Source organism: Streptomyces roseolus (assembly GCF_014649855.1).
In the GTDB taxonomy this organism is placed as follows: Bacteria; Actinomycetota; Actinomycetes; order Streptomycetales; family Streptomycetaceae; genus Streptomyces; species Streptomyces roseolus.
Genome location: NZ_BMTV01000023.1, coordinates 46,537 through 69,640 on the forward strand (window position 1 = coordinate 46,537; position 23,104 = coordinate 69,640).

Sequence of the window (23,104 nt, forward strand, 5' to 3'; positions counted from 1 at the left end):
CTCCCGGAGGGCCGGGCCGAGCTCCGTGCCCTCGACACCGCCGCCTCACCGGGCGTCCCGCGGGCCGTGCTCGCCACGACCCGCGGGGCCCTCGCGGCGCCGAGGGCGGCGGGACCTTCTCGGTCGGGGGCGAAATGGGCGGGCACTGAGCGGGGGCGTACGGGGGATCACCGCGCGGCCGTCTCCGCCACCACCTCGCCGCCCACGACCACCCACTCCGCGACCGTGCCGGGGATCTCCTCCGGGGCGACGCGCAGGATGTCGCGGGAGAGGACGACGAAGTCGGCGAGCTTGCCGACGGTGAGCGAGCCGCGCTCGTGTTCCAGGAAGTTCGCGTACGCCGAGCCCATCGTGTAGCCCTCGACGGCCTCGGCGACGGTGAGGGTCTGGCCCGCCGTCCAGGGCTCGCCGCCGGCGAGCGGGCGGCGGGTGACGGCGGCGTGGATGCCGACCATGGGGTCCATCTCGGCGACGTTCCAGTCGCTGGAGAGGGCGAGGACGGCGCCCGCGTCGCGCAGGTCGCGGAGCGGCCAGGCCTTGTGCCAGCGGTCGGGGCCGATGTTCTCGGCCCAGTCCTGGCCCGGCCCGGCGATGTCGGGGGCGGCGTGCCGGGGCTGCATGCAGGCGACGACGCCGAGTTCGGCGAAGCGCGGGGTGTCGGCCGGGTCGAGGCACTCGACGTGGACGACCTGGTGGCGGGCGTCGCGCGGGCCGTTGGCCACGCGCGCGTGGGCCACGGCGTCGAGGACGGTGCGGATGCCGCGGTCGCCGGTGGCGTGCACGAAGCACTGGAAGCCTCGGGCGTCGAGGCGGGCGAGCAGTTCCGCGAACTCCTCCGGCGGGTAGAAGGTCTCGCCCCGGTGGTGGGCACAGCCCGCGTACGGCTCCAGGAGGGCGGCGGTGCGGGGTTCGACGACGTCGTCGATGTAGAGCTTCAGCGGGCCGACGCGGAAGCGGTCGTCGGCGTGTTCCGCGGCCGCCCTCTCGAAGGCGTCGAGGTCGGCGTCGGTGGTGCCGCGGGGGTGGAAGAGGGCCGCGACGATCCGGGAGCGGAGTCGGCCCTCGGCACGCGCGCGTGCGAAGAGGGCGAGGTCGTCGAGGGAGTTCTGGGGTTCGACGACGGTGGTGATGCCGAAGCGGACGGCGTCGTCGAGGCTGCGGGCGAGCCGGCCGTACTGGCGGTCGGGCGAGGCCCAGGGGACGCCGAGGGCGCACAGGGCGCGGTGGCCGTCGCGGGACAGGCCCTTGACCGCGAAGTCCTTGACGAAGCCGGTGGGTTCGCCGGTGGCGGGGTCGGTGACGGCACGGCCGAAGGGCAGGTCGGTGTGGTCGCGGTCGACGCCGAGGGCGCGTAGGGCGGCGGTGTTGAGCCAGGCGGTGTGGACGTCGTAGCTGAGGACGAGGGCGGGGGTGGTGCCGGTGGCGGGGTCGAGGTCGGCGGCGGTGGGCATGCGGCCGCCGGGGATCGCGGAGTAGTCGAAGGCCTCGGCCTCGATCCAGGGGGCGTCGGGGTGGGCGGCATGCCAGGCCCGCACGCGCGCGTGGATCTCGTCGAGGGTGCGGGCGCCGGCGAGCTGCACGCAGGCGTCGTCGGAGCCGAGCCGCACGTGGTTGTGGGCGTCGACGAAGCCGGGCAGGACGAGCCGTCCGCCGGCGTCGAGGACGCGGGTGCCGGGGCCGGTCCAGGCGGCGGCGTCCGCGGTGGCGCCGAGCCAGACGATCCGCCCGTCCCGTACGGCCATCGCCTCCGCCTCCGGCAGGGCGGGGTCGACGGTGTGGACGCGGGCGCCGGTGAGGAGGAGGTCGGCGGGGGCGTGCGCGGGAGTGAGGGTGGGGGTGGTGCGGTTGTTCATGCGGGGTGCGTTCCTTGTCGTACGGGTGAGGTGGTGGCGGGCGCGGCGGGTCCGGACGGGTGGTCAGAGCCGGTCAGGCGGCCGGGTGCGGGACGGCAGTCGAGTGCGATCAGGCGGCTGGGTGCGGGACTGCGGTGCGGCGGGCCAGGAGGACGTACACGAGTGCCGCGACGGGTGCGCCGAGGAGCGTGAGGTCGGCGCCGCCGAGCGGCGCGACGAGGGGGCCGGTCCAGAGGGCGGAGTCGCAGGTGAGGGCGGAGAAGAGGCCGCCGGCGAGGAGGGCGGCGGCGCCGGCGGGGTGCCAGCCGGACCGGTACCAGTAGGCGCCGCCGGGATCGGTGCGGTGCAGGGCCTCGGAGTCGTACCGGCAGCGGCGCAGGACCATGTCGGCGAGGAAGACGCCGCCCCAGGGGGCGAAGACGATGATCAGGAGGGAGAGGAAGGAGAGGAGGGAGGTGGTGAAGTCGGCGAGGAAGAGGGCGCCGAGGGAGCCGGCGGCGGTCACGGCGGCGCTGACGGCGAGGGCGCGGGCGCGGTTCCAGGGGATGCCGAGGACCTGGAGGTTGAGGCCGGAGGAGTACAGGGTGATGACGGAGTTGGTGACGGAGCCGCCGAGGACGAGGGCGAGGAAGACCGGCCGGAACCAGCCGGGCAGCAGGCTCTCGGCGCCGGCGACGGCGTCGGTCATGTCCGTGCGCGTGGCGGCGGCGACGCCCGCGACGCCGAGGGCGACGGAGGAGAGGAAGCCGCCGAGGGCGCCGCTGACGGTGACGGCCCGCAGGCTGGTGGCGCGGGGGAGGTAGCGCGTGTAGTCGGCGGGCATCGGGAGGTACGAGAACGGGCCGGCCAGCATCACCACGAACGCGAGGCTCCAGCCCGCGGCGCCGGGCCCGCTCGCGGGGGCGGAGGTGTCGGCGCCCGGCACGAGGAGGACGACGAGGACGCCGAAGCCGACGGCGAGGACGTAGGCCATCCAGCGCTCGGCGAACTGGACGGTGGCGTGCCCCCAGAAGGAGATCGCGAAGGTCAGGGCGAGGGTGACGGCGAGCGCCAGGGCGCGGGGTGCGGCTCCGCCGGACCAGCCGAGGGCGGCGAGGAAGGCCTCCAGGGCGAGGGTGCCGACGACGGTGTTGACGACCGTGTAGCCGATGCTGACGACCCAGTTGAGCGCGCCGGCGGGGCGGTTGCCGCGGGGGCCGAAGGCGGCGCGGGAGAGGACGAGGGTGGCGGTGCCGGTGCGGACGCCGCCGAGGCCCGCGGCGCCGATGGCGAGGAAGGAGAGGCCGCCGATCACGACGACGGCGGTGGCCTGCCAGAAGGAGAGGCCGAAGGCGACGGCGAGGGCGCCGTTGATGACGTAGGTGAAGGTGAGGTTCGAGCCGAACCAGACCCAGAAGACGTCCTTGGCGCTGCCGTGGCGCTCGGCGTCGGGGATGGGGTCGATGCCGTGCTCCTCGACCTGGAAGACCTCGTCCCGGCTGGCGGTCACTGGTGCCGCCGTCTCGTGGTCGAGCACATCGCGCTCCTCTGCCTCGATCTTGAATGACGTTCTAAGTTCTTGAATGGCATTCAAGATGAGTGAAGGGTTCCGGCCACGTCAAGACCCGGGCCGGGATCCGGTTAAGGTCGATGCGGTACGAGGAGGCCCGGCCGCCGGCCGCGGGGCGGCGGTCGACCAGGGAACGGAACGGGGTGCGGCGACGGTGGCAGGGGCGGCACGGCGGCGCGACGGACACGTCACCCAGGAGCGGATGCTGGAGGAGGCCATGGCGGCGATCGCCGAGGACGGCCTCGCCTCCCTCACCATGTCCGCGCTGGCCGAACGGCTCGGCACCAGCGGCGGCCACATCCTCTACTACTTCGGATCCAAGGACCGGCTGCTGCTCGCCGCACTGCGCTGGAGCGAGGCCGCGCTCGCGGAGGAACGCCGGACGCTGCTCGACCGCCGGACCACCGCCGAGCGGAAACTCGACGACTTCCTCCGCCTCTATCTACCGCGCGGACCGCGCGATCCGCGCTGGACGCTCTGGATCGAACTCTGGGCCAGGACCGCGGGCAACCCCGAACTCCGCGAGGCCCAGCGGGAACTGGACGACGACTGGCAGCGCGACCTGGAGTCCCTGCTCGCCGCGGGCGCGGCCCGCGGCCGCTTCGCCCCGCTCGACGCGGCGGCCCGCGCCTCCGAACTCCTCGCCCTGCTCGACGGCCTGAGCACGAGGGTCGTCCTCGGACAGGACACCACCCCCGGCGCCCGCCCGGCCCTGGAGTCCGCCCGCGCCGCGGCGGCCCTGCTCGTACCGCGCGCGTAAGCCGCTCCCCCGGTGCGCCCCTCGGGGTTCACGCCGGGTCGGCACCGTCCCGGTAGGCCTCCAGGAGGCGGAGCCAGACCTCGCTGAGCGTGGGGTACGAGGGGACGGCGTGCCACAGGCGGGAGACGGGGACCTCGGCGGTGACGGCGACGGTGGCGGCGTGGAGGAGCTCGCCGACGGCGGGGCCGACGAAGGTGGCGCCGAGGAGCACTTCGCGGTCGAGGTCGACGACGAGCCGGGCGCGGCCCCGGTAGCCCTGCGCGTAGAGGTTCGCGCCGGCGACGGAGGTCATCTCGACGTCGACGGCGCGGACGCGGTGTCCGGCGCGTTCGGCCTCGGCGAGGCTCAGGCCGACGGCGGCGGCCTCCGGGTCGCAGAAGACCACCTGGGGGACGGCGGCGTGGTCGGCGGTGGCGGCGTGCGGTCCCCAGGGCGCGGCGTCCGGGAGCGGGGCGCCGGCCGCGCGGGCGGCGATCGCGGCACCGGCGATCCGGGCCTGGTACTTGCCCTGGTGGGTGAGGAGGGCCCGGTGGTTGACGTCGCCGACGGCGTAGAGCCAGTCGGTGCCGGTGACGAGGAGGCTGTCGTCGACGTCCAGCCAGGAACCGGGTTCCAGGCCGACGGTCTCCAGGCCGAGGGACTCGGTGCGCGGGGCGCGGCCGGTGGCGAAGAGGACCTCGTCGCCCTCGACGGTGTCGCCGCCCTCCAGGACCACGGTGACGGGGCCGCTGCCCCCGTCCCGTACGACCGCCTCGACCCCGGCGCCGGTGAGCACGTCGGCGCCGCGCGCCCGCAGGGCCTCGGCTACGTGTTCGCCGACGAACGGCTCCATCCGCGGGAGCAGCCGGTCGCCGCGCACCAGCATGGTCACGTGGGAGCCGAGGGCGTGCCAGGCCGTGGCCATCTCGACGCCGACGACACCTCCGCCGACCACGATCAGCCGGCCCGGCACCCGGTCGGCGCTGGTCGCCTCGCGGCTGGTCCAGGGGCGGGCGCCCGAGAGGCCGGGCAGCGGGGGCAGGACGGCGCGGCTGCCGGTGCAGACGGCCACCGCGTGCCGCGCGGTCAGGACGTGGTGCTCGCCCTCGGGGCCGTCGACGAGGACCCGCCGCGGCCCGGCCACGCGCCCGTGCCCGCGGTAGACGCGTACCCCGATCGAGTCCAGCCAGTCGACCTGCCCGTCGTCCTTCCAGTGCCCGACGGTCTCGTCGCGGTGCGCGAAGACCTCCAGGGCGTCCAGGGGGCCGTGGACCGCCCCGCGCAGACCGGGGACCTTGCGCGCGTCGGAGCGGGCGAGGACGGGGCGGAGCAGGGCCTTGCTGGGCATGCACGCCCAGTAGGAGCACTCGCCGCCGAGGAGTTCCGCCTCCACGATCGCGGCGGTCAGACCGGCCGCCCGCACCCGGTCGACGACGTTCTCGCCGACCGGCCCCGCGCCGATGACCACCACGTCGTACGCGTGCTCGGTACCGTGCGCCTGTCCCCGGCCCTGCCCCTGGACCTCTGCCATCCCCTGGCCCTTCCCCTGCTCGTTTCCGTGCTCGTTCGCGTGTTCGTTCGCCGCCGTTCGCGTCATGGGGACCAGTCTGGTGGGTGGGGGCCGGAATAGCGCGGCTCGATAGGCCGTTGTGCGGGGCGAGTCCCCAGGGGACCGTGAGGACACCACCGGAGACCGAAAGGCGGAAGCATGAGCACCATCGAGCTCACCAAGGACAACTTCGACGAGGTCGTGAGCGGAAACGACTTCGTCCTGATCGACTTCTGGGCTTCCTGGTGCGGACCGTGCCGTCAGTTCGGCCCGGTGTACGAGGCCGCTTCCGAGCGCCACCAGGACCTGGTCTTCGCCAAGGTCGACACCGAGGCCCAGCAGGAGCTCGCGGCCGCCTTCGAGATCCGGTCGATCCCGACCCTGATGATCGTCCGGGACAACGTGGCGATCTTCGCGCAGCCCGGCGCGCTGCCCGAGGCGGCCCTCGAGGACGTCATCGGCCAGGCGCGCAACCTGGACATGGACGAGGTCCGCAAGTCGGTCGCGGCGCAGCAGCAGGCCCCGTCGTCCGAGTGACCCGGACGCCCCGCGCACGGTGAGAGCCCCCGCTCCGGCGGGGGCTCTCACCGTGTCCGTACGGTTCCGTGCCGTTACGGCTCCGTGGCCGTCGCGGCTCCCTGTCCGTACGGCTTCCCTCGTGGAGGCCGCGGTCAGCGCTCCAGGACCAGGGCCAGGCCCTGGCCGACGCCGATGCAGAGGGCCGCGAGACCGGTGCCGGAGCCCGCGGCGGCGAGCTGGTGGGCGACCGAGCCGGCGAGGCGGGCGCCGGAGGCGCCGAGCGGGTGGCCGAGGGCGATGGCGCCGCCGCGCGGGTTGACGATCGCGGGGTCGAGTTCCGGCCACTCGGCGAGGCAGCCGAGGGCCTGGGCGGCGAAGGCCTCGTTGAGTTCGAAGGTCGTCAGGTCGGCGAAGGAGCGGTCGGCCTTGCCCAGGGCGCGCTGGACGGCGGCGACCGGGCCGAGGCCGAAGAGCTGGGGCTCGATGCCGGTGACGGCGGAGGCGCGGATGCGGGCGAGCGGCTCGCGGCCGGTCTCGCGCAGGCCGTCCTCGTCGACGAGGAGGAGGGCGGCGGCGCCGTCGTTGAGCGGGGAGGCGTTGCCGGCGGTGACCGTGCCGCCGTCGGCCCTGAAGGCGGGCTTGAGGCGGCCGAGCGCCTCCAGGGAGGTGTTCTCGCGGACGCACTCGTCGCGAGTGGGCTCCGCGCCCGGGTACGGGACGACCTCGCCGTCGTACAGGCCCCTGGCCCACGCCTCGGCGGCCTTGCGGTGGCTGTCGAGGGCGAAGGCGTCCTGGACGTCGCGGCCGAGGGCGTGCTTGTCGGCGACGAGTTCGGCGCCCTCGCCCAGGGAGACGGTCCATTCGGCGGGCATCGCCGGGTTGGTCATGCGCCAGCCGAGGGTGGTCGAGTGCAGCTGCTGGTGGCCGGCCGGGAAGGCGCGCTCGGGCTTCTGGAGCACCCAGGGGGCGCGGGACATCGACTCGACGCCGCCGGCGATCGCGACGGAGGCGTCGCCGAGGGCGATCGCGCGCGCCGCCTGGATCACGGCCTCCAGGCCGGAGCCGCAGAGGCGGTTGACGGTGACGCCGGGGACGGTGACGGGCAGGCCGGCCAGGAGGACGGCCATCCTGGCGACGTCGCGGTTGTCCTCGCCGGCGCCGTTGGCGTCGCCGAAGTAGACGTCGTCGACGAGGGCCGGATCGAGGCCGGGGGTGCGGTCGACGAGGGCCTTGACGACATGGGCGGCGAGGTCGTCCGGCCGTACGGAGGCGAGGGCGCCGCCGAACTTCCCGATGGGGGTGCGGACGGCGTCGACGATGTACACGTCGCGGATGCTCATCGGATCTCTCCCGGGTCCCGGCGCAACGACTCTGTTCGCCTGGTGAAACAAGTTTCGCGCGTCTGCGCGCGCAGAGTCTGGGCCCCGGCGCCACGCCTGTCAACGGCTCCTGGGGAGCGGGGCGGTACGCGTGCGGCCCTGGAGATCGCCTTCGCCGCCCCCGGGCGCTCAGGGGCGGGGGAAGGAACCGTACGGGGCCGGACCCCGGACCCTGGGCAGCGGAAGGCCGGGCGGGCGGGCGGCGAACCCCGCGCCCCGTCGCTCAGTCGCGCGCCGCGTCCCGTACCAGTGCCACCAGGCCGTAGTCGAGTTCGCGGCCGTCCACCAGGAGGGCCTCCACCGTGCGGGTCTCGGGGTCGATGTCGGCGGTCATGCCGTGGCCCTCGTAGATCGGGTAGCCGGTCTCGCCGTACCGGCCGGTGCGCTCCACCATCGCGGAGCGCACGGCGGTGTCGGCGACGCTCGCGCCGCCCCGGTCCTCGACGTGGGCCGGGACCAGGAGGATCTCGTAACGGTTCGGATGAGTGCTCATGCACCGACGCTAAGCGTTCAGCTGGACTCGCGCCGGACGACCCGCGAGTCCAGGAGGGGCCGGGTGATCGTCTCGACGGCGGTGCCGTTCACCGCGCCGTCGACGAGCTCGGCCAGCTCGCCGCCCTGGAGCAGGTCGATGCGCACGGTGCTCAGCCGGGGGCGCAGGAGCCGGCCGAGGAGGAGGTCGTCGGCGCCGACGACGGCGGTCCGCTCGGGGACGGCGACGCCCGCGTCCTGGAGGGCGCGCATCAGGAGCATGGCGTACTCGTCGCTGTAGGCGAAGACGCCGTCGAGGGCGAGTTCCGGCCAGCGCGCGACCAGTGCGGCGGCGGACTCCTCGGTGTACGCGAGGGGAAGGGGTACGACTCCGGCGCCGGCGGCAGGATGTTCGATCGACTGACTCATCGCCTCGGCATCTTTCCAGAACGATCCGGCGCCGGGTCTGGCGGATGGCCGGAATCGAGTGCCGCATCATGCCGACACGCGCGACCGGCACGTGTCAGCGTCTGGCCGTCATCCGCCGTCCGCCGTCCGCCCCTTTGTCGGGTGTTCTCCCGTGAAGTCGTGGTGCCGTTCGTCGCCTCCGCCGTGGTGTCGATCGGCGGCGGCTCCACGCCGCTGTTCCTCGTCGCGGCGGCGCTCTCGGTCCTGGGCGCCCTCGCGGTGCGTCCGGTCCGCTCGGTCCGCTCGGTCCGCTCGGTCCGCTGATCGTCGCGAGCGCCCGACCTCCTCGTGCGCAGGGTTTCTGACGTACCGTTCAGTCATGGACGAGTCGAGGGAGAGCTCGATGGTGGGACTGCTCGGCCGGGTGACCGGGACCATCGGGCCCGGACTCGTCGGCGAGGTGATGCTGCGGATCCGCGGCGGGGCCGAGCACTTCCTCGCGTACGCGGCGGCACCGAAGGAGCGGATCGAGGTCGGCACTCTGGTGACCGTCGTGGAACACCTCCCTCCGCGCACCGTCTATGTCACAGCCGTGTACGGCGTCTGACACGACGTCCGGCACGACCGTTGAGGCCGTGTGCGCCGCGGGCGCACACTCCCTCCACCGGATCCGCACGGCTCCGGTGAAGGGGGACCTTTCCCATGGGCATCGGCATTCTGGCGGGCGCCGTCGTCGGCGCGGTCGTCGTCCTGATCGTCCTGTTCAAGATGATGTGGCGGGTCGCGGAACCCAACGAGGCCCTCATCATCTCCGGTTCCAACCACAAGAACGAGGGCCTCGGCGACGGCATGGGGTTCCGCATCGTGACCGGGCGCGGCACCCTCGTGGTGCCCGGCGTGCAGGCGGTGCGGAAGCTGTCGCTGGACCTCAACGAGACGCAGTTGCAGGTCGAATGCGTCACCCACCAGGGCATTCCGCTCAAGGTCCGGGGTGTGGTGATCTTCAAGGTGGGCGACGACTTCGTGTCGATCGCCAACGCGGCCCGTCGCTTCCTCGACCAGCAGAAGCTGATGAGCGAGCGGGTCCACATCGTCTTCGCCGGTCATCTCCGCGCCATCGTGGGCGGGTTGACCGTGGAGGACATGATCCGTGACCGGGAGAAGCTGACCGGGCAGGCGCGTTCGGCCTGCGGCACGGAGATGGAGAAGCTCGGTCTGATCGTCGACTCGCTCCAGATCCACGAGATCGAGGACCCGACCGGCTACATCAAGAACCTCGCCGCCCCGCACGCGGCCGCCGTGCAGCGCGACGCCCGGATCGCGCAGGCGGAGGCCAACCGGCTGGCGACCGAGGCCGAGCAGCAGGCGGCGGCCCGGATGTCGGAGGCGACCCGCGACAGCGAGATCCTCCAGGCCGGTTACCAGGCCGAACGGGACCAGGCCAGCGCCCGGGCCCGGCAGGCCGGCCCGCTCGCCGAGGCGGCCTCGCGGCAGGAGGTCGTCGTCCAGGAGACCCGGGTCGCGGAGCTGGAGGCACACCGCAAGGAACAGCAGCTCCAGGCGGACGTCCGCAAGCCGGCCGACGCGCTGGCGTACGAGACGCGGACCCTGGCCGAGGCCGAGCGCGACGCCCGGATCTCGGCCGCGCAGGCCAAGGCCCGGGAGACCGAGCTGGCGAGCGCGGCGTCGGCGACGGCGACCCGGGTCACCGGCGAGGCCGAGGCCGCGGCGGCGCACGCCAAGGGCCTCGCGGTGGCCGAGGCCACCCGGGCCAAGGGCCTGGCCGAGGCTGAGGCGATCAAGGCGCGGGCCGCGGCCCTCGCGGAGAACCAGGAGGCCGTGGTCGCGCAGCAGCTCGCCGAACGGTGGCCGGAGATCGTCGAGGCCGGCGCCTCCGCCTTCGGGAACGTGGACCAGATGGTCCTCCTGAACGGCGCCGACGGCATGGCGGACATGTTCGCCAAGGCGCTCACCATGGGCGGTACGGGCCTCGGCCTGGCCCGCCAGCTGCTCGCCACGATGGGCCCGAACGGCTCCGGGCGGCCGGCCCCGGCCGCCGGTACGGCGGCCGCTCCGACCGCCGTTCCGACCGACCGCGCGTCCGCCGAGAAGGAGGTGGCGGTGACGACGGTCGAGATCGACGTCGGCGACGACGACGCGTGACCTCGCCGATCGCGTACGGCCACGGGCCGGGCCCGACGCCGCTCTGGTACCGGGTTCCGGCCCGTACCCGTCGATCCCGTCGACGCAGCCGTCGCCTCGGTGCGGCGCCTCGCCGTCGGGTTCGGCTCCTTCTAGGACTGCCCGCCCCGGGGGTCCGGCCGACGTCGTAGCCGGACGGCCCTTCGTCCTCCGTCGACCATCAGACTCGTTCCGGCGAGGACGGCGAAGATCGAGTACGGGATCGCGAGGACGTCGGCGAGATAGAAGCCGATCAGTACTGCACCCACGGCTACGGCTCCGTAGGCGGTCCATCTGGTCACGTCCGCTCCCACTGGCTTTTCGCGGCGAGGAGTCGCCTGTCTCTCGCCGCCTGACAGTACTCGCTCCGTCCGAACGGCGACCGAGGGGAGGCGCCCTCCGGCCGAGCACGGACCGCCCCTTGACCTCGTGTGCGAGGGTGGCGGGATGGATCGGCAGAGCGAGAGCCCGGAACTCCGGGCGTTCCTGGAGTCCCTGCGCCCCGGCGACATCCTGTCCGGCACCGTCGCGGCGGTCGAAAGGTTCGGGGTCTTCGTCGCCCTGGACGAGGGGCCCGCCCATCCCCTCTTCCCGGGCGTGGGGTTCATCGCCGTCCCCGAACTGTCCTGGCGGCACATCGACGCTCCCACCGACGTCGTCCAGGTGGGGCAGCGCGTCTCGTGCGAGTTCCTTCAGTTCGACACCTACAACGCGGAGGCGAGACTGTCCCTGAAGGCACTGGAACCCGACCCCCTCCGGGCTTTCGCCGACCGCACACCGGTGGGCCGGGAACTGCGCGGGACGGTCGAGAAGGTGCTCCCCTTGGGCGTCCTCGTCGACCTCGGGGACGGGATTCTCGGGCTGGTCTCCTTCAGGGACGCCCCGGGCCGCCCTCCGGCGAGTCCGGTGGAGGACTTCGAGGCCGGGGAGGAGATCGCCGTCGTCGTCGCGGAGATCGATCCGCCGACCCGCCGGGTGCTCCTCTCCCGGCCACGACGACCATGAGCCCGGACGACGACGAAGCTCCCGGGTCTCGGACGGGAACACCCGTGCCTGCCAGGAGCTTCGCGCGGTCGCCTCGCCCGCGTCCTCACCGCGTGCGGGACGGACGCGGCAAGGCGAGGATCAGTTGTGCCCGAACTTGCGCTCTCTGCGGTGGGAGGGCTGCTCGATCACGGAGCGCGGGGCCTCGCTCATGGCCGGGGCTCCGCCCTTCTCCTTGGCGGACGGGGTCTCGCGGTGCTCGTGACCACCCGTGCGGGCGCCCTTGTTCACCCGGGTCTGCTTCTTGCCCACGATCGTGCCTCCCGTACGAAGACGTGCGACGGCTCCCGGACGCACCGCGCATCGGCGGCGCGCCCGCGTCCTTCCAGGCTCGCACGGGGGTACGGACCGCGCATTACGGCGCGGATCGGGCGACTGGATCCAGGATCCGATGGAAGGCGGCGAGGGTCGGTGTGCCCGAGGCGCGGTCCAGGATCGCGAAGACCACCTCGTCGAAGTGGCCGGCGAACCGTCCGTCACCGGTGAGCAGCGCCTTGAAGGCGCCCGCCACCTCAGCCGGGTCGTTGCGGAAGACCCCGCAGCCCCACGCGCCCAGGACGATCCGGCGGTACCCCTCGGCGACCGCCGTCTCCAGGACCCGCTCGGCGCGGGAGGCCAGGGCGGCCGGCAGCAGGTGGGCCCGCGCCGGGTCCCGGCGGCGGACGACGCCGGCGTTGGGGGCCGGGGAGGTCAGGAACCCGACGCTGAAGGGGGTGGCGAGCAGGGCGCCGCGGTCGTCGCGGAAGACCGGGACCCGGGGCGAGTGGATCACCCGGTCGGTGTAGAACGCGTCCCGCTCGCTCCGGTGGTGCGCGTAGTAGGCGGGGGCGCGGAGCAGCGTGGCGTGGAGGGCGGAGGAGCGGCACAGGGCCTCCTCCTGGGCCTGGGCTCCGTTGAGGTAGCCGCCGCCGGGGTTGCGGGCGGAGGCGAAGTTCAGGACGGCGACCGGTCCGGCGGGGTCGGTGGCGGTCATCCGGCGGGCGGCGGCGAGGCTGCTCTCGCCGGTGACCTCGATGAGGCCGGCGCGGCCGGTGGCGGGGGTGACGGGGACCGGCTCGGGGCCGTACAGCCGGGTTCCGGCCAGGGCGGCGGAGAGGTCCTCGCGGAGGGAGACGGTCCGCCCGTCGGGGGCGGTGTAGGAGGCCGCGGCGACGATCGCCTCGGTCTGCCGCGCGATCTCGCGCAGTCGTGCACTCATGCCCCGAGGATGATCGTTTCGCCGGTGCCGGGACAAACGGTTTTCCACGCCGCTCCGGTTCCCTGGTTCCCCGCCGAACGACTCTCGGTCCCCGCCCGGTCATTCTCGGAGCATCCCCGAGTCTCCTTCGAGTCTCGGTCGACTCATTCTCGGCTCTCGCTCGAGCCTCTCTCGACTCTCGCTCGAATCCCACTCGAATCTCTCTTGAGTCTTGCTCGAGTCTCGCTCGAGTCTTTCTCGACCCACCCTTGAGTCCTTCTCGACCTCCCCCTCGGCCCTCCGCCGCAGTGCGGCTCAAGGGGCGCGAGGGGCGTGCTCGGGGGCGCCCAGGCGCTCTTGCACGCCGCCCGAGCGTGGCATTAGGTGGAAGGCAGCGGCTAGCCGAACGGCTCCGCGACCAGCACTTGGAGGTGCACGGATGGCGCCCGGCGTCACTCCGCGCAGCGGCCCGCCCCTCACCGAGGAGGCGGCAGAGGACCTGCTGCGCTGTATATGTTTCAAGACCGGCCCGCCCCGGACCGTGGGGGCGGAGCTGGAATGGCTCGTCCATGATCTGCGCGACCCGCGCGAGCCGGTGCGTCCGCACCGCCTGGCGGCCGCGCTCGACACCGTACGGTCCTTGCCCCTGGTGTCGTCGCTGACGTTCGAACCCGGCGGGCAGCTGGAGCTCAGCTCGCTCCCCGCCGGTTCCCTCATGGAATGCATGGACTCCCTCGCCTCCGACCTGACGGCGGTGCGCGCGGCGCTCGGACCGCTCGGTCTGACGCTGAGCGGATACGGGGTCGATCCCTGGCACGCACCGCGCGAGCGGGTGCTGCGCGAGCCCCGGTACGACGCGATGGAGCTCGCACTGGGCCGGACGGGCCCCTCGGGCCGGGCGATGATGTGCGAGTCGGCCTCGGTGCAGGTCTGCCTGGACGCCGGGTACGAGGAGCCGGGCCCGCTCGGCCGTCTGCGCCGCTGGGAGCTGGCGCACCTCTTCGGCGCGGTCCTCGTGGCGGTCTTCGCCAACTCCCCGCTGCACGGCGGGCGCCGGACCGGGTGGCGCTCCACCCGGCAGGCGCTGTGGACGGATCTGGACCCGGTGCGGGCGCTGGCCCCGCCGGCGGACGGCGACCCGCGCGAGGCGTGGACCGCGCACGTCCTGGACACGCCGGTGCTCTGTGTGCGGGCGGAGGACGAGGGCCCGTGGCTGGTGCCGGAGGGGCTGACCTTCCGGGAGTGGCTGCGGACCGGGACGCCCCGGCCGGCCGACGCCGACGACCTGCGCTACCACCTGACGACGCTCTTCCCGCCGGTGCGGCCGCGCGGGCACCTGGAGCTGCGGATGATCGACGCACAGCCCGGCCCGGACGGCTGGATGGTGCCGGTGGCCGTGACGGCCGCGGCCTTCGAGGACGCGACGGCGTCCGAGGCGGTGTACCGGGCGGTACTGCCGCTGGCGGAGGTGGCCGGGAAGGAACCGGCGCCCCGCAACCCGCTCTGGCGGCGGGCAGCCAGGGACGGCCTCGCCGATCCGCTGCTGCACGCGGTGGCGGTCGAGGCCTTCGCCGCGATCCGTCCCGCCCTCCACCGGATCGGCGCGAGCGAGCAGGTGCGGAAGGCCGTCGACGCCTTCCGGGAACGGTATGTGGACCCCGGGGGCTGCCCCGCCGACGAGCTCCAGGTGGTGACGTCATGACCAGCACGGCCGATACGAACACGACGACGACCGACACGGCGACGGGCGCGGCGACGGGCGGGAGGCTCGGCCCGGAGGCGCTGCGGGAGCGGGCACTGGAGGCGCTGACCACGGCCCGGGAGCGCACCGCGCTGCTCACGGACAGCGTGGACGACGGTGAACTCACCGCCCAGCACTCGCCGTTGATGTCGCCCCTCGTCTGGGACCTGGCGCACATCGGGAACCAGGAGGAGCAGTGGCTGTGGCGTGAGGTGGCGGGCCGGGACGCCCTGCGGCCCGAGATCGACCCGCTGTACGACGCCTTCGCGCATCCCCGGTCGGAGCGGCCGTCGCTGCCGCTCCTCGGACCGTCCGAGGCGCGGGCGTACGCCGCCGACGTACGGACCCGGGTCCTCGACGTCCTGACGGAGGTGCGCCCGGACGGGCGTCCGCTGCTGGACGAGGGGTTCGCCTTCGGGATGATCGCCCAGCACGAACAGCAGCACGACGAGACGATGCTGATCACCCATCAGCTGAGGAAGGGGCCGGCCGCGCTGGACGCGCCGCCGCCTCCGGTCCATCCTGCGACGCCGCTTCCGGCCGAGGTCCTGATACCCGGCGGCCCGTTCACGATGGGAACCTCGGACGAGCCGTGGGCCCTGGACAACGAGCGGCCGGCGCACGTCCGCACCGTGCCCGCCTTCCACATCGACACGGTCCCGGTCACCAACGGCGCCTATCTGGCGTTCATGGCGGACGGCGGCTACACCGAACGCCGCTGGTGGCAGCCGGAGGGCTGGGCGCAGATCCGCGAACACGGCATCGTGGCACCGTTGTTCTGGCGCCAGGAGAACGGACAGTGGCTGCGCCGCCGGTTCGGCGTGACGGAGCCGGTGCCGGAGGACGAGCCTGTGGTCCACGTGAGCTGGTACGAGGCGGACGCGTACGCCCGGTGGGTGGGGCGGCGGCTGCCGACGGAGGCGGAGTGGGAGAAGGCGGCCCGGCACGACCCGGTGACCGGCCGCTCGCACCGCTACCCGTGGGGCGACGCCGACCCGGGTCCGGACCACGCCAACCTGGGCCAGCGGCACCTGCGGCCGGCCCGGGCGGGGAGCTATCCCGCGGGGGCCTCGCCGCTCGGGGTCCGGCAGCTGATCGGTGACGTGTGGGAGTGGACGGCGAGCGACTTCCTGCCGTACCCGGGCTTCCGGGCGTTCCCGTACAAGGAGTACTCGGAGGTGTTCTTCGGGCCCGACCACAAGGTGCTGCGCGGTGGTTCGTTCGCCGTGGACGCGGTGGCCTGCCGTGGCACCTTCCGCAACTGGGACTACCCGGTGCGGCGCCAGATCTTCGCCGGCTTCCGCACGGCCCGCTCCGCGGAGCTGGACTGATGTGCCGTCACCTCGCCTACCTGGGCGAGCCGGTGGCGCTCGGCGAACTGGTCCTCCGGCCGCCGCACGCGCTGCTGCGGCAGGCGTGGGCGCCGCGGACGCAGAGCAGCGGCGTGGTGAACGCGGACGGCTTCGGCGTCGGCTGGTACGCGGACGGCGATCCCGTCCCGGCCCGGTACCGGCGCACGGGGCCCATCTGGGGCGACCTCTCCTTCGCGGACCTCGCGCGGGTCGTGCGCAGCGGGGCGTTCCTCGGCGCGGTCCGGGGGGCGACGCTGCCCGGCGCGGACGGTGAGGCGGCGGCCGCGCCGCTCGCCTCGGGGCCCTGGCTGTTCAGCCACAACGGCGCGGTGCCGGGCTGGCCGGGGACGCTGACGCCGCTGGCGTCGACGCTGTCGGCGGCCGAGCTGCTCGACCTGGAGGCGCGCACCGACTCGGCGCTGCTGTGGGCGCTGGTGCTGCACCGGCTCCGGGCGGGGCAGAGTCCCGGGGACGCGCTCGCCGGGACGGTGGCGGCGGCGTCCGAGGCGGCGCCGGAGGCGCGTCTCAACCTGCTGCTCACCGACGGCGAGCAGATCGCGGCCACGGCCTGGAACAACAGCCTGTGGTACCTCTCCGGTCCCGGCCGGGTGGTCGTGGCCTCCGAACCCTACGACGACGACCCGCTGTGGCAGGAGGTGCCCGAGCACACGCTCGTCACCGCCCGCCCTTCCGACGTCACCCTCATTCCGCTCAAGGAGTCGACCGCGTGAGCACGTTCCAGCTGACCCGCACCCTCGCCCCGGACGCGGCCGCCGCGGATCTGCGCGCCGACGTGCTGCACGGGCTGACCCGCACGCCCAAGGAGCTGCCGCCGAAGTGGTTCTACGACGCGCGGGGCAGCGAGCTGTTCGAGGAGATCACCCGGCTGCCCGAGTACTACCCGACGCGGGCGGAGCGCGAGATCCTGATCGACCGGGCGCCGGAGATCGCGGCGGCGACCGGCGCCAGGACGCTCGTGGAACTGGGCTCCGGTTCCTCCGAGAAGACCCGGTTCCTGATCGACGCGCTGCTGCCGGGGCTTGCCGCGTACGTGCCGGTGGACGTCAGCGAGTCGGCGCTGACCGGGGCGGCGGAGGCGCTGCTCGCCGACCGTCCCGAGCTGCGGGTGCACGCGCTGATCGCCGACTTCACCCGGAGCGTCGTCCTGCCGGAGACGCCGGGGCCGCGGCTCGTGGCCTTCCTGGGCGGGACGATCGGCAATCTGCTGCCGGAGGAGCGGAGGACGTTCCTGCGTTCCGTCCGGGAGATGACGGCGCCGGGTGACGGCTTCCTGCTCGGCACGGACCTGGTGAAGGACGAGTCGACCCTGGTGGCCGCGTACGACGACGCGGCCGGGGTGACGGCGGAGTTCAACAAGAACGTGCTGGCCGTGCTCGACCGCGAGCTGGGCGCCGACGCGAATCCGGACGACTTCGACCACGTGGCCCGGTGGGACCGGGAGCGGGAGTGGATCGAGATGCGGCTGCGCGCCCGGCACGCGCTGACCGTGAAGATCCCCGAGCTCGACCTGATGGTGGAGTTCGAGAAGGGCGAGGAGCTGCGGACCGAGGTGTCGGCGAAGTTCCGTCAGGAGGGCGTGCGGGCGGAGCTGGCCGAGGCCGGGTTCGAGCTCACGCGCTGGTGGACCGACGCGGAGGGCCGCTTCGCGCTGTCGCTGGCGACGGCCCGGTAGGCAGCCGGCAGGACGGCCCGCTGGGCGGCGGCGGCAAGGAGCCGACGGTCCGGATACTGGATTGCGGATATGGGATCCAGTATCCGGATCTCCACGGTGAGTCCCGGCGTCCGCGCGACCCGCCACAGCGACGCGCCCAGCGGGTCCGCCCCCACGTACGCCGCCGCCCCCTCGGGCCGATAGCCGATGCGTACGGGCTGGATATCGGATCCCGTGTCCACAGCGGCCTGGAAGAGCGCCGGACGGAAGCGTCCGCCGTGCCGCCCGCACCACGTGGAGCCCTCCGGGAACGCGGTCACCCGGCCGCCGCCGGCCAGCGCCCCGGCGACCTCGCGCACCGTGCCGGGCAGCCGGCGCAGCCCGTCGCGGTCGATGAAGAGCGTGCCGCCCAGGGCGGCGAGCGGGCCGAGCAGCGGCCAGCCGCGCACCTCCCGCTTGGCGATCATCCGGCCGGGCAGGACGGCGGCGACGACCGGGACGTCCAGCCAGGAGACGTGGTTGGCGACCACGAGCGCGGACCGCCCGGTGCCCGGGAGGAGGGCGCCGGTGACTGTCAGCCGGACCCCGAAGGCGCGGACGACCGCCCGGGTCCAGAGCCGCACCAGGGCGTACCGCGCGGCGGCGGGCAGCGGGCCCGCCACCGGCAGGAGGACCACGCCGAGGAGGACGGTCGCGAGGCCCGCCGCGAGGCGGGCGCAGGCGAGCGCCGCGGGGGCGGGCCGGAAGGCGGCCCGGTCGGCCGGTAAGGGGTCCGGGTGGGCCGCGCAGCGGCGGCCCGGGGTGCAGGGCGCCGTGGGGAGCCACGGCGAGGGGGCCGGGACCGCGCCGTTCACGACGCCGGGACGAGCGAGAGGAAGTGGCGCAGGTAGCGCGGGTTGGTCCGGCGCAGCGAGAGCAGCACGTACAGGTCGGCGACGCCGAAGTCCGGGTCGTACGCCGGAGCTCCGCAGACCCAGGCGCCGAGCCGGATGTAGCCGCGCAGCAGCGGGGGCAGTTCGGTGCGGCCCTCGGGGCGGCGGACGCCGTCGGAGTTCCACAGCTTGTGCGGGGTGACCCAGTACTCCTCGGGGGCGAGGTGCTTCGCCTTGACGGTGTCCCAGGTGGCGGCGGCGAGCGCGCCGCCGTCGGCGAGCGGGATCGAGCAGCAGCCGGCGAGCCACTCGTGGCCGGTGCGGGTCATGTAGCGGGCGAGGCCGGCCCAGATGAGGGCGATGACGGCGCCGTTGCGGTGCGCGGGGTGGACGCAGGAGCGGCCGACCTCGACGAGGTCGTGCCGGACGGGCGCGAGCCGGGCGAGGTCGAACTCGGTCTCGGAGTAGAGCCGGCCGGCGACGGCGGCCCGCTCGGGCGGCAGGATCCGGTAGGTGCCGACGACCTCGCCGGTGGACTCCTCGCGGACCAGCAGGTGGTCGCAGTAGGCGTCGAAGGCGTCGGTGTCGAGGCCCGGCTCGGGTCCGTCGAGGCGGGCGCCCATCTCGCCGGCGAAGACCAGGTGGCGCAGGCGCTGGGCCGCGCGGACGTCGTCCTGGTCGCGGGCGAGCCCCACCAGGTAGCGGGGTTCGGGTTCGGGGCCGCCGGCCCGTGCGGGCTGCGCGGGCAGCGCCACGGCGGGCTGGATGCCCGACGGCACGGGGACGGCGGGGGCGGTGGCGTCGGCGAGCAGGTGCGAGAGGGCGGTCATGGCGGTCTCCTCCGGCGTACGGAAGGTGCGGGGTCGCGCCGGTCCGCGAACGGTGCGGCCCGGCCCCTCGTTTCTTCCGCCGCCGGCTGGATTCGACATGACCGTCCGGGGGATCGCGGGTGTGGGAAGGCTGAATGCTCCGCGGCGCCCGCGCCCGGGGCGCGCCACGCCCGACAATCCGCCCGGGCCGCTTCCCCGCCCGCCCGGGCCGCCCCGTGCCGGCCCCGGCCGGCGCTCTCCCTCCGGCCCGCTCGGCCGGGGCGGCCCCCTACTCGGCCAGCGTCTCGGTGATGGCCTCGGAGGCCTTGCGGGCCGCCTTCTTGGCGTCCTCGCCCTCCAGGACGGCCGTCATGAAGGGCTTGATGGGGTTGTCGCCCTCGACGCTGGCCCACTGCGGGGAGTTGGGGGTGGCGCGTCCGTTGGCGGCGCCGGCGGCCATGGCGGCGGTGGCCTCCTGTCCGGAGACGACGGAGGCGAGGCTCTTCTTGTTGGGCACGTAGCCCATGGCGCGGGCGAGTTCCGTCTGCCACTTCTCCCCGGCCAGCGCCTTGACGACGTCCAGGGCGGCGGTGCGGTCCGGGGCGTTCTCCGGGATGATCAGGTCGGAGCCGCCGGTGAAGACGGCGCCGGGGGTGCCGGCCTTCTTGCCGGGGACGGGGAAGTAGCCGAGCTTGTCCTTGAGGCCGGGGTCGGCCTTGAGGATGGCGGAGACGGCGCTGGGTACGGCGACGATCTGGGCGACGTCGCCGCGGGCGAAGACCTCGGCCTGCGGCGGGTTCTGCTCGTCGGCGTTCTTCGGGCCCGAGCCGAGGGACTGGAGGTCCTTGTAGAACTCCATGCCGCGCAGGGCCTCGGGGCTGTCGAGGGTGCCGGTCCACGCGCCGCCCTCGTCGACGGCGAGCTCGCCGCCCTCGTCCCAGATGAAGCCGGCGAGGGTGTACCAGTCCTGGCCGGCCAGGTAGATGCCCTGGGAGCCCTGGTGGTTCAGCTTCTCGGTGACGTCGAGCCACTCCGCGCGCGTGGCGGGCGGCTCGGTGACGCCGGCCTGGGCGAAGAGGTCCTTGTTGTAGATGACGATGCGGTTGGCGGCGTACCAGGGGATGCCGTACTGGGAGCCGCCGACGCTGCCGGGTTCGGCGAGGCCGGGCAGCCAGTCCTCGCTGCCGAGGTCGCGGACGGACTCCAGGGTGAGGTCGAAGAGCCGGTCGGTGTCGGCGTACTGGGCGACCTGGGTGTTGCCGACCTCGATGAGGTCCGGCCCGCCGTCTCCCTTGATGGCCTCGGTGACCTTCTTGCCGATGCCGGTCCAGTCCTGGATGGTGACGTTGAGTTCGACGTCGTCGTGCTCGTCCTCGTACGCCTGGGTGAAGCGGTTCAGGAAGTCCTCGCTGACGCTGTCCCGCATGAGCCATATGTCGACCGTCCGGGTCTCGCCCCCGGAGCCCGGCAACAGCCCGCAGCCCGCGAGGGCGAGTGCGGTGGCGGCAGCCAGCGGGCATGCGAGGAAGCGGTTCTTCACGGAGGTCACCTTCGGTTCAGCACACGGTGGTGCGACATGGGCGGCTGACCCGGCGTGTGGGGGGACCGAACGGGATGTTCGCGCGGGCATGTGGCCAGGATTCTGGTCTGGACCAACCGAGGTGGTCAAGTCCTTGACCACCTCGTTCCCGGACCGGGCGGGCATTCGGAACGGTTACCCCCGGGTACGGGCGAAGGGGACGCCACGGTCCCCTCGTCGTGTCGCGGCGTTCCGAGGGCTGGGGCACGGTGGAGTGGACCCAACCGCGGGCACTGAGAGGATCCGGCCCCCATGTCGAACCACACCTACCGCGTCACCGAGATCGTCGGCACCTCCACCGAGGGCGTCGACCAGGCCATCCGCAACGGCATCGAGCGCGCCTCGCAGACGCTCCGCGGCCTCGACTGGTTCGAGGTCACGCAGGTCCGCGGGCATCTGGTCGACGGGCGGATCGAGCACTACCAGGTCGGCCTGAAGGTCGGCTTCCGGCTGGACGACGGCGCCTGACACGCCCTGGCCGCGCCGCTGCCGGGCGGGGTCAGGTCCTGCCCTCGCGCTCCTGGGCCTCCTCCAGCGCCTCGGAGGGGGTCGCCCAGTGGGCGCGGACGACCGGGAAGCCGGCCGCCTCTGCGGCGTCGCAGACCAGCCCGTCGTCGTCGACGAGCATCCGCACCTCCCGGCCGGCGGCGAGCCGCCGCAGGACCTCCACCTTGGTGACCCGCGCCGGCCGGTAGTCGCGGTGCCGCCGCATGTGCAGCGGCCCCTCGGGCAGCCCCTGCGCGGCCAGCCATTCCAGGGTGTCCCGCCGACAGCGCTCCGGACGCCCGGTCAGGTACACCACCTGGCACTCCTCCGCCGCCGACCGGCACAGCGCCACGCCCTCCACCAGCGGCGGGTCGTCCGGCGCCGCCCCGAAGAAGGCGTCCCAGTCCCGCGGCCCGCGCTCCAGGAAGTGCTGCCGGTGGGCGGTGTCGGCCAGCGTGTTGTCGAGGTCGAAGACGGCCAGCGGCCGGGAGTCTCCTGTCACGCGCCCAGCCTAGGAGCCGGGTCCGACAACCGCCGCGCGACGGCCGGCCTCCGGGACCGACGTGCGCCGCGCGACCGGCCCGGCCCCGGGACCGACGTGCGCCGCGTGACGGGTCCGTCTCCGGGAACACCGGCGGCACGCGCGCGTTGGAACCCTCATGAGCACTCTCCCCCCGGGCTTCCGCCTCTCGGTCCTCGACCGCTCCCGCACGCGGGAGGGCGAGTCGCCGTCCCAGGCCCTGCGCGACACGGTGCGGCTCGCCCGCGAGGCGGAGGCGCTCGGCTACCACCGCTTCTGGGTCTCCGAGCACCACGGCGTGCCCGGTGTCGCCGGCTCCGCGCCGACCGTGCTCGCCGCGGCCGTCGCCGCCGCCACCTCGGCCATCCGGGTGGGCACCGGAGGGGTGATGCTGCCCAACCACCGGCCCATGGTGGTGGCCGAACAGTTCGGCGTGCTGGCCTCGCTCTTCCCGGACCGGATCGACATGGGCCTCGGCCGCTCGCTGGGCTTCACCGACGGGGTCCGGCGCGCCCTCGGTCACGACAAGGACGAGGCGGAGACCTTCCCGGAGCGGATCGAGGAGCTGCTCGGCTGGTTCACCGGCACCCAGACGGCCCATCCCGGCGTCCACGCCCGCCCGGCGGAGGGGCTGCGGGTCCCGCCGTTCGTCCTCGCGACCGGCGCGGGTGCTCGGATCGCGGCGGAGGCGGGACTGCCGCTGGTCGTCGGGGACCTGCGCCGCCGCGCCCGGCTGACGGCCGCCGTGGACGCGTACCGGGCCGCCTTCCGGCCCTCGGCGTGGGCGGCGGAGCCGTACGTCGTCGTCTCCGGCACGATCGCCGTCGCCCCGACCGAGGCGGAGGCCCGCCGGCTGCTCGTCCCGGAGGCCTGGGGCATGGCGTACTCCCGCACCCGGGGCGACTTCCCGCCGCTCGCGCCGCCGGAGCGGATCGAGCGGCTCCCGATGACGGAACGCCAGCGCGGGCTGTACGAGGACGGGCTCGCCGGCCATCTGTACGGCACCGAGCAGCAGGTGGCGGAGGGGCTCGCGGACGCCGTGCGGGAGACCGGAGCGGACGAGGTCCTGGTGACGACGAGCACGTACGACCGGGAGGCGTTGCTCGCCTCGTACCGGGGGCTGGCCCGGGCGGCGGGGCTGACACCGCGGACCGGCCGGAGGGCCGATACCGTCCGAGAAACGGATATTGGATAAAATCTCCGA

General features: G+C 74.1%; 24 protein-coding genes and 1 pseudogene. 12 read left to right on the forward strand and 13 right to left on the reverse strand.

Translation table 11 applies throughout. The features are described 5' to 3' along the window. Positions 1-167: 167 nt before the first annotated feature. Positions 168-1,853, reverse strand: a complete 1,686-nt coding sequence (locus IE245_RS25640; RefSeq protein WP_189951610.1) for an amidohydrolase — start codon at positions 1,851-1,853, stop codon at positions 168-170. 109 nt (positions 1,854-1,962) lie between these two features. Further along, positions 1,963-3,369 carry a purine-cytosine permease family protein gene (locus IE245_RS25645; protein ID WP_189951612.1) on the reverse strand — a complete coding sequence of 469 codons (1,407 nt, stop codon included), beginning with the start codon at positions 3,367-3,369 and terminating at the stop codon, positions 1,963-1,965. A 187-nt stretch (positions 3,370-3,556) separates the two neighbouring features. On the opposite strand from IE245_RS25645, the gene IE245_RS25650 reads away from it, so the two are divergent. Further along, complete coding sequence (locus tag IE245_RS25650) at positions 3,557-4,162, forward strand: TetR/AcrR family transcriptional regulator (protein WP_189951614.1); 606 nt, start codon at positions 3,557-3,559, stop codon at positions 4,160-4,162. A gap of 28 nt (positions 4,163-4,190) precedes the next feature. Here the strand turns inward: IE245_RS25650 and IE245_RS25655 are convergent, their stop codons facing one another. Further along, positions 4,191-5,672: a dihydrolipoyl dehydrogenase family protein gene (locus IE245_RS25655; RefSeq protein ID WP_189951752.1), complete on the reverse strand. Its 1,482-nt coding sequence runs from the start codon at positions 5,670-5,672 to the stop codon at positions 4,191-4,193. A gap of 177 nt (positions 5,673-5,849) precedes the next feature. Here IE245_RS25655 and trxA point away from each other — a divergent pair, with 177 nt between their 5' ends. Further along, positions 5,850-6,227, forward strand: a complete 378-nt coding sequence (gene trxA, locus IE245_RS25660; protein WP_189951616.1) for a thioredoxin — start codon at positions 5,850-5,852, stop codon at positions 6,225-6,227. Between the two features lie 134 nt (positions 6,228-6,361). Here trxA and IE245_RS25665 read toward each other — a convergent pair whose 3' ends face one another. The 3 genes and pseudogenes from IE245_RS25665 to IE245_RS25675 form a co-directional block, all read right to left on the reverse strand. After that, the gene (locus IE245_RS25665) at positions 6,362-7,549 is read right to left on the reverse strand and encodes a thiolase family protein (protein WP_189951619.1); all 1,188 of its coding nucleotides are present in this window, start codon (positions 7,547-7,549) and stop codon (positions 6,362-6,364) included. 262 nt (positions 7,550-7,811) lie between these two features. Next, positions 7,812-8,081 (reverse strand): hypothetical protein, encoded by a 270-nt coding sequence (locus IE245_RS25670; protein ID WP_189951621.1) that lies wholly within the window; start codon positions 8,079-8,081, stop codon positions 7,812-7,814. A 17-nt stretch (positions 8,082-8,098) separates the two neighbouring features. Then, positions 8,099-8,458, reverse strand: a pseudogene (locus tag IE245_RS25675) (substrate-binding domain-containing protein); the annotation flags it as partial. A 171-nt stretch (positions 8,459-8,629) separates the two neighbouring features. Between IE245_RS25675 and IE245_RS25680 the strand changes: the two are divergent. From IE245_RS25680 to IE245_RS25690, 3 genes are all read left to right on the forward strand, one after another. Then, entirely contained in the window at positions 8,630-8,791 is a 162-nt protein-coding gene (locus tag IE245_RS25680) for a hypothetical protein (protein WP_189951624.1), read from the forward strand. A 79-nt stretch (positions 8,792-8,870) separates the two neighbouring features. Next, positions 8,871-9,074 carry an NfeD C-terminal domain-containing protein gene (locus IE245_RS25685; RefSeq protein WP_189951754.1) on the forward strand — a complete coding sequence of 68 codons (204 nt, stop codon included), beginning with the start codon at positions 8,871-8,873 and terminating at the stop codon, positions 9,072-9,074. 95 nt (positions 9,075-9,169) lie between these two features. Beyond that, positions 9,170-10,630, forward strand: a complete 1,461-nt coding sequence (locus IE245_RS25690) for an SPFH domain-containing protein (RefSeq protein WP_189951625.1) — start codon at positions 9,170-9,172, stop codon at positions 10,628-10,630. Between the two features lie 131 nt (positions 10,631-10,761). Here IE245_RS25690 and IE245_RS25695 read toward each other — a convergent pair whose 3' ends face one another. Further along, positions 10,762-10,917, reverse strand: a complete 156-nt coding sequence (locus IE245_RS25695) for a hypothetical protein (RefSeq protein ID WP_189951627.1) — start codon at positions 10,915-10,917, stop codon at positions 10,762-10,764. Positions 10,918-11,095: 178 nt separating this feature from the next. On the opposite strand from IE245_RS25695, the gene IE245_RS25700 reads away from it, so the two are divergent. Further along, positions 11,096-11,653: a S1 RNA-binding domain-containing protein gene (locus tag IE245_RS25700; protein ID WP_189951629.1), complete on the forward strand. Its 558-nt coding sequence runs from the start codon at positions 11,096-11,098 to the stop codon at positions 11,651-11,653. Between the two features lie 120 nt (positions 11,654-11,773). Here IE245_RS25700 and IE245_RS25705 read toward each other — a convergent pair whose 3' ends face one another. Then, complete coding sequence (locus IE245_RS25705; RefSeq protein WP_189951630.1) at positions 11,774-11,944, reverse strand: hypothetical protein; 171 nt, start codon at positions 11,942-11,944, stop codon at positions 11,774-11,776. A 103-nt stretch (positions 11,945-12,047) separates the two neighbouring features. After that, on the reverse strand, positions 12,048-12,890 hold the full coding sequence (locus IE245_RS25710) for a TIGR02452 family protein (protein WP_189951632.1): 843 nt from the start codon (positions 12,888-12,890) through the stop codon (positions 12,048-12,050). Positions 12,891-13,308: 418 nt separating this feature from the next. Here IE245_RS25710 and egtA point away from each other — a divergent pair, with 418 nt between their 5' ends. Genes egtA through egtD form a run of 4 tightly spaced genes read left to right on the forward strand, consistent with a single transcriptional unit; the run spans position 13,309 to position 17,655 of the window. Next, the gene (gene egtA / locus IE245_RS25715; RefSeq protein ID WP_189951635.1) at positions 13,309-14,571 is read left to right on the forward strand and encodes an ergothioneine biosynthesis glutamate--cysteine ligase EgtA; all 1,263 of its coding nucleotides are present in this window, start codon (positions 13,309-13,311) and stop codon (positions 14,569-14,571) included. After that, positions 14,568-15,941 (forward strand): ergothioneine biosynthesis protein EgtB, encoded by a 1,374-nt coding sequence (gene egtB, locus IE245_RS25720; protein WP_189951637.1) that lies wholly within the window; start codon positions 14,568-14,570, stop codon positions 15,939-15,941. Before egtA ends, egtB begins: the two co-directional genes overlap by 4 nt. Next, the gene (gene egtC / locus IE245_RS25725) at positions 15,941-16,693 is read left to right on the forward strand and encodes an ergothioneine biosynthesis protein EgtC (protein ID WP_189951639.1); all 753 of its coding nucleotides are present in this window, start codon (positions 15,941-15,943) and stop codon (positions 16,691-16,693) included. The genes egtB and egtC overlap by 1 nt, the downstream gene beginning before the upstream one ends. After that, a complete protein-coding gene (egtD, locus tag IE245_RS25730; protein WP_189951641.1) occupies positions 16,690-17,655 on the forward strand; it encodes an L-histidine N(alpha)-methyltransferase in 966 nt (321 codons plus the stop codon). Before egtC ends, egtD begins: the two co-directional genes overlap by 4 nt. On the opposite strand, the gene IE245_RS25735 is transcribed toward egtD, so the two are convergent. The 3 genes from IE245_RS25735 to IE245_RS25745 all read right to left on the reverse strand — a co-directional run bounded on the left by IE245_RS25735 (position 17,550) and on the right by IE245_RS25745 (position 20,855). Further along, entirely contained in the window at positions 17,550-18,488 is a 939-nt protein-coding gene (locus tag IE245_RS25735; protein ID WP_189951643.1) for a lysophospholipid acyltransferase family protein, read from the reverse strand. The genes egtD and IE245_RS25735 overlap by 106 nt on opposite strands. Then, positions 18,485-19,336 (reverse strand): GNAT family N-acetyltransferase, encoded by an 852-nt coding sequence (locus IE245_RS25740; RefSeq protein WP_229851500.1) that lies wholly within the window; start codon positions 19,334-19,336, stop codon positions 18,485-18,487. Before IE245_RS25740 ends, IE245_RS25735 begins: the two co-directional genes overlap by 4 nt. 268 nt (positions 19,337-19,604) lie before the next feature. Continuing rightward, on the reverse strand, positions 19,605-20,855 hold the full coding sequence (locus tag IE245_RS25745) for an extracellular solute-binding protein (RefSeq protein ID WP_189951645.1): 1,251 nt from the start codon (positions 20,853-20,855) through the stop codon (positions 19,605-19,607). 291 nt (positions 20,856-21,146) lie between these two features. Here IE245_RS25745 and IE245_RS25750 point away from each other — a divergent pair, with 291 nt between their 5' ends. Then, positions 21,147-21,362 (forward strand): dodecin, encoded by a 216-nt coding sequence (locus IE245_RS25750; protein ID WP_031014923.1) that lies wholly within the window; start codon positions 21,147-21,149, stop codon positions 21,360-21,362. Between the two features lie 31 nt (positions 21,363-21,393). On the opposite strand, the gene IE245_RS25755 is transcribed toward IE245_RS25750, so the two are convergent. Next, a complete protein-coding gene (locus IE245_RS25755; protein WP_189951647.1) occupies positions 21,394-21,882 on the reverse strand; it encodes a phosphatase domain-containing protein in 489 nt (162 codons plus the stop codon). Positions 21,883-22,039: 157 nt separating this feature from the next. On the opposite strand from IE245_RS25755, the gene IE245_RS25760 reads away from it, so the two are divergent. Continuing rightward, on the forward strand, positions 22,040-23,095 hold the full coding sequence (locus IE245_RS25760; RefSeq protein WP_189951649.1) for an LLM class flavin-dependent oxidoreductase: 1,056 nt from the start codon (positions 22,040-22,042) through the stop codon (positions 23,093-23,095). Positions 23,096-23,104 lie beyond the last annotated feature (9 nt).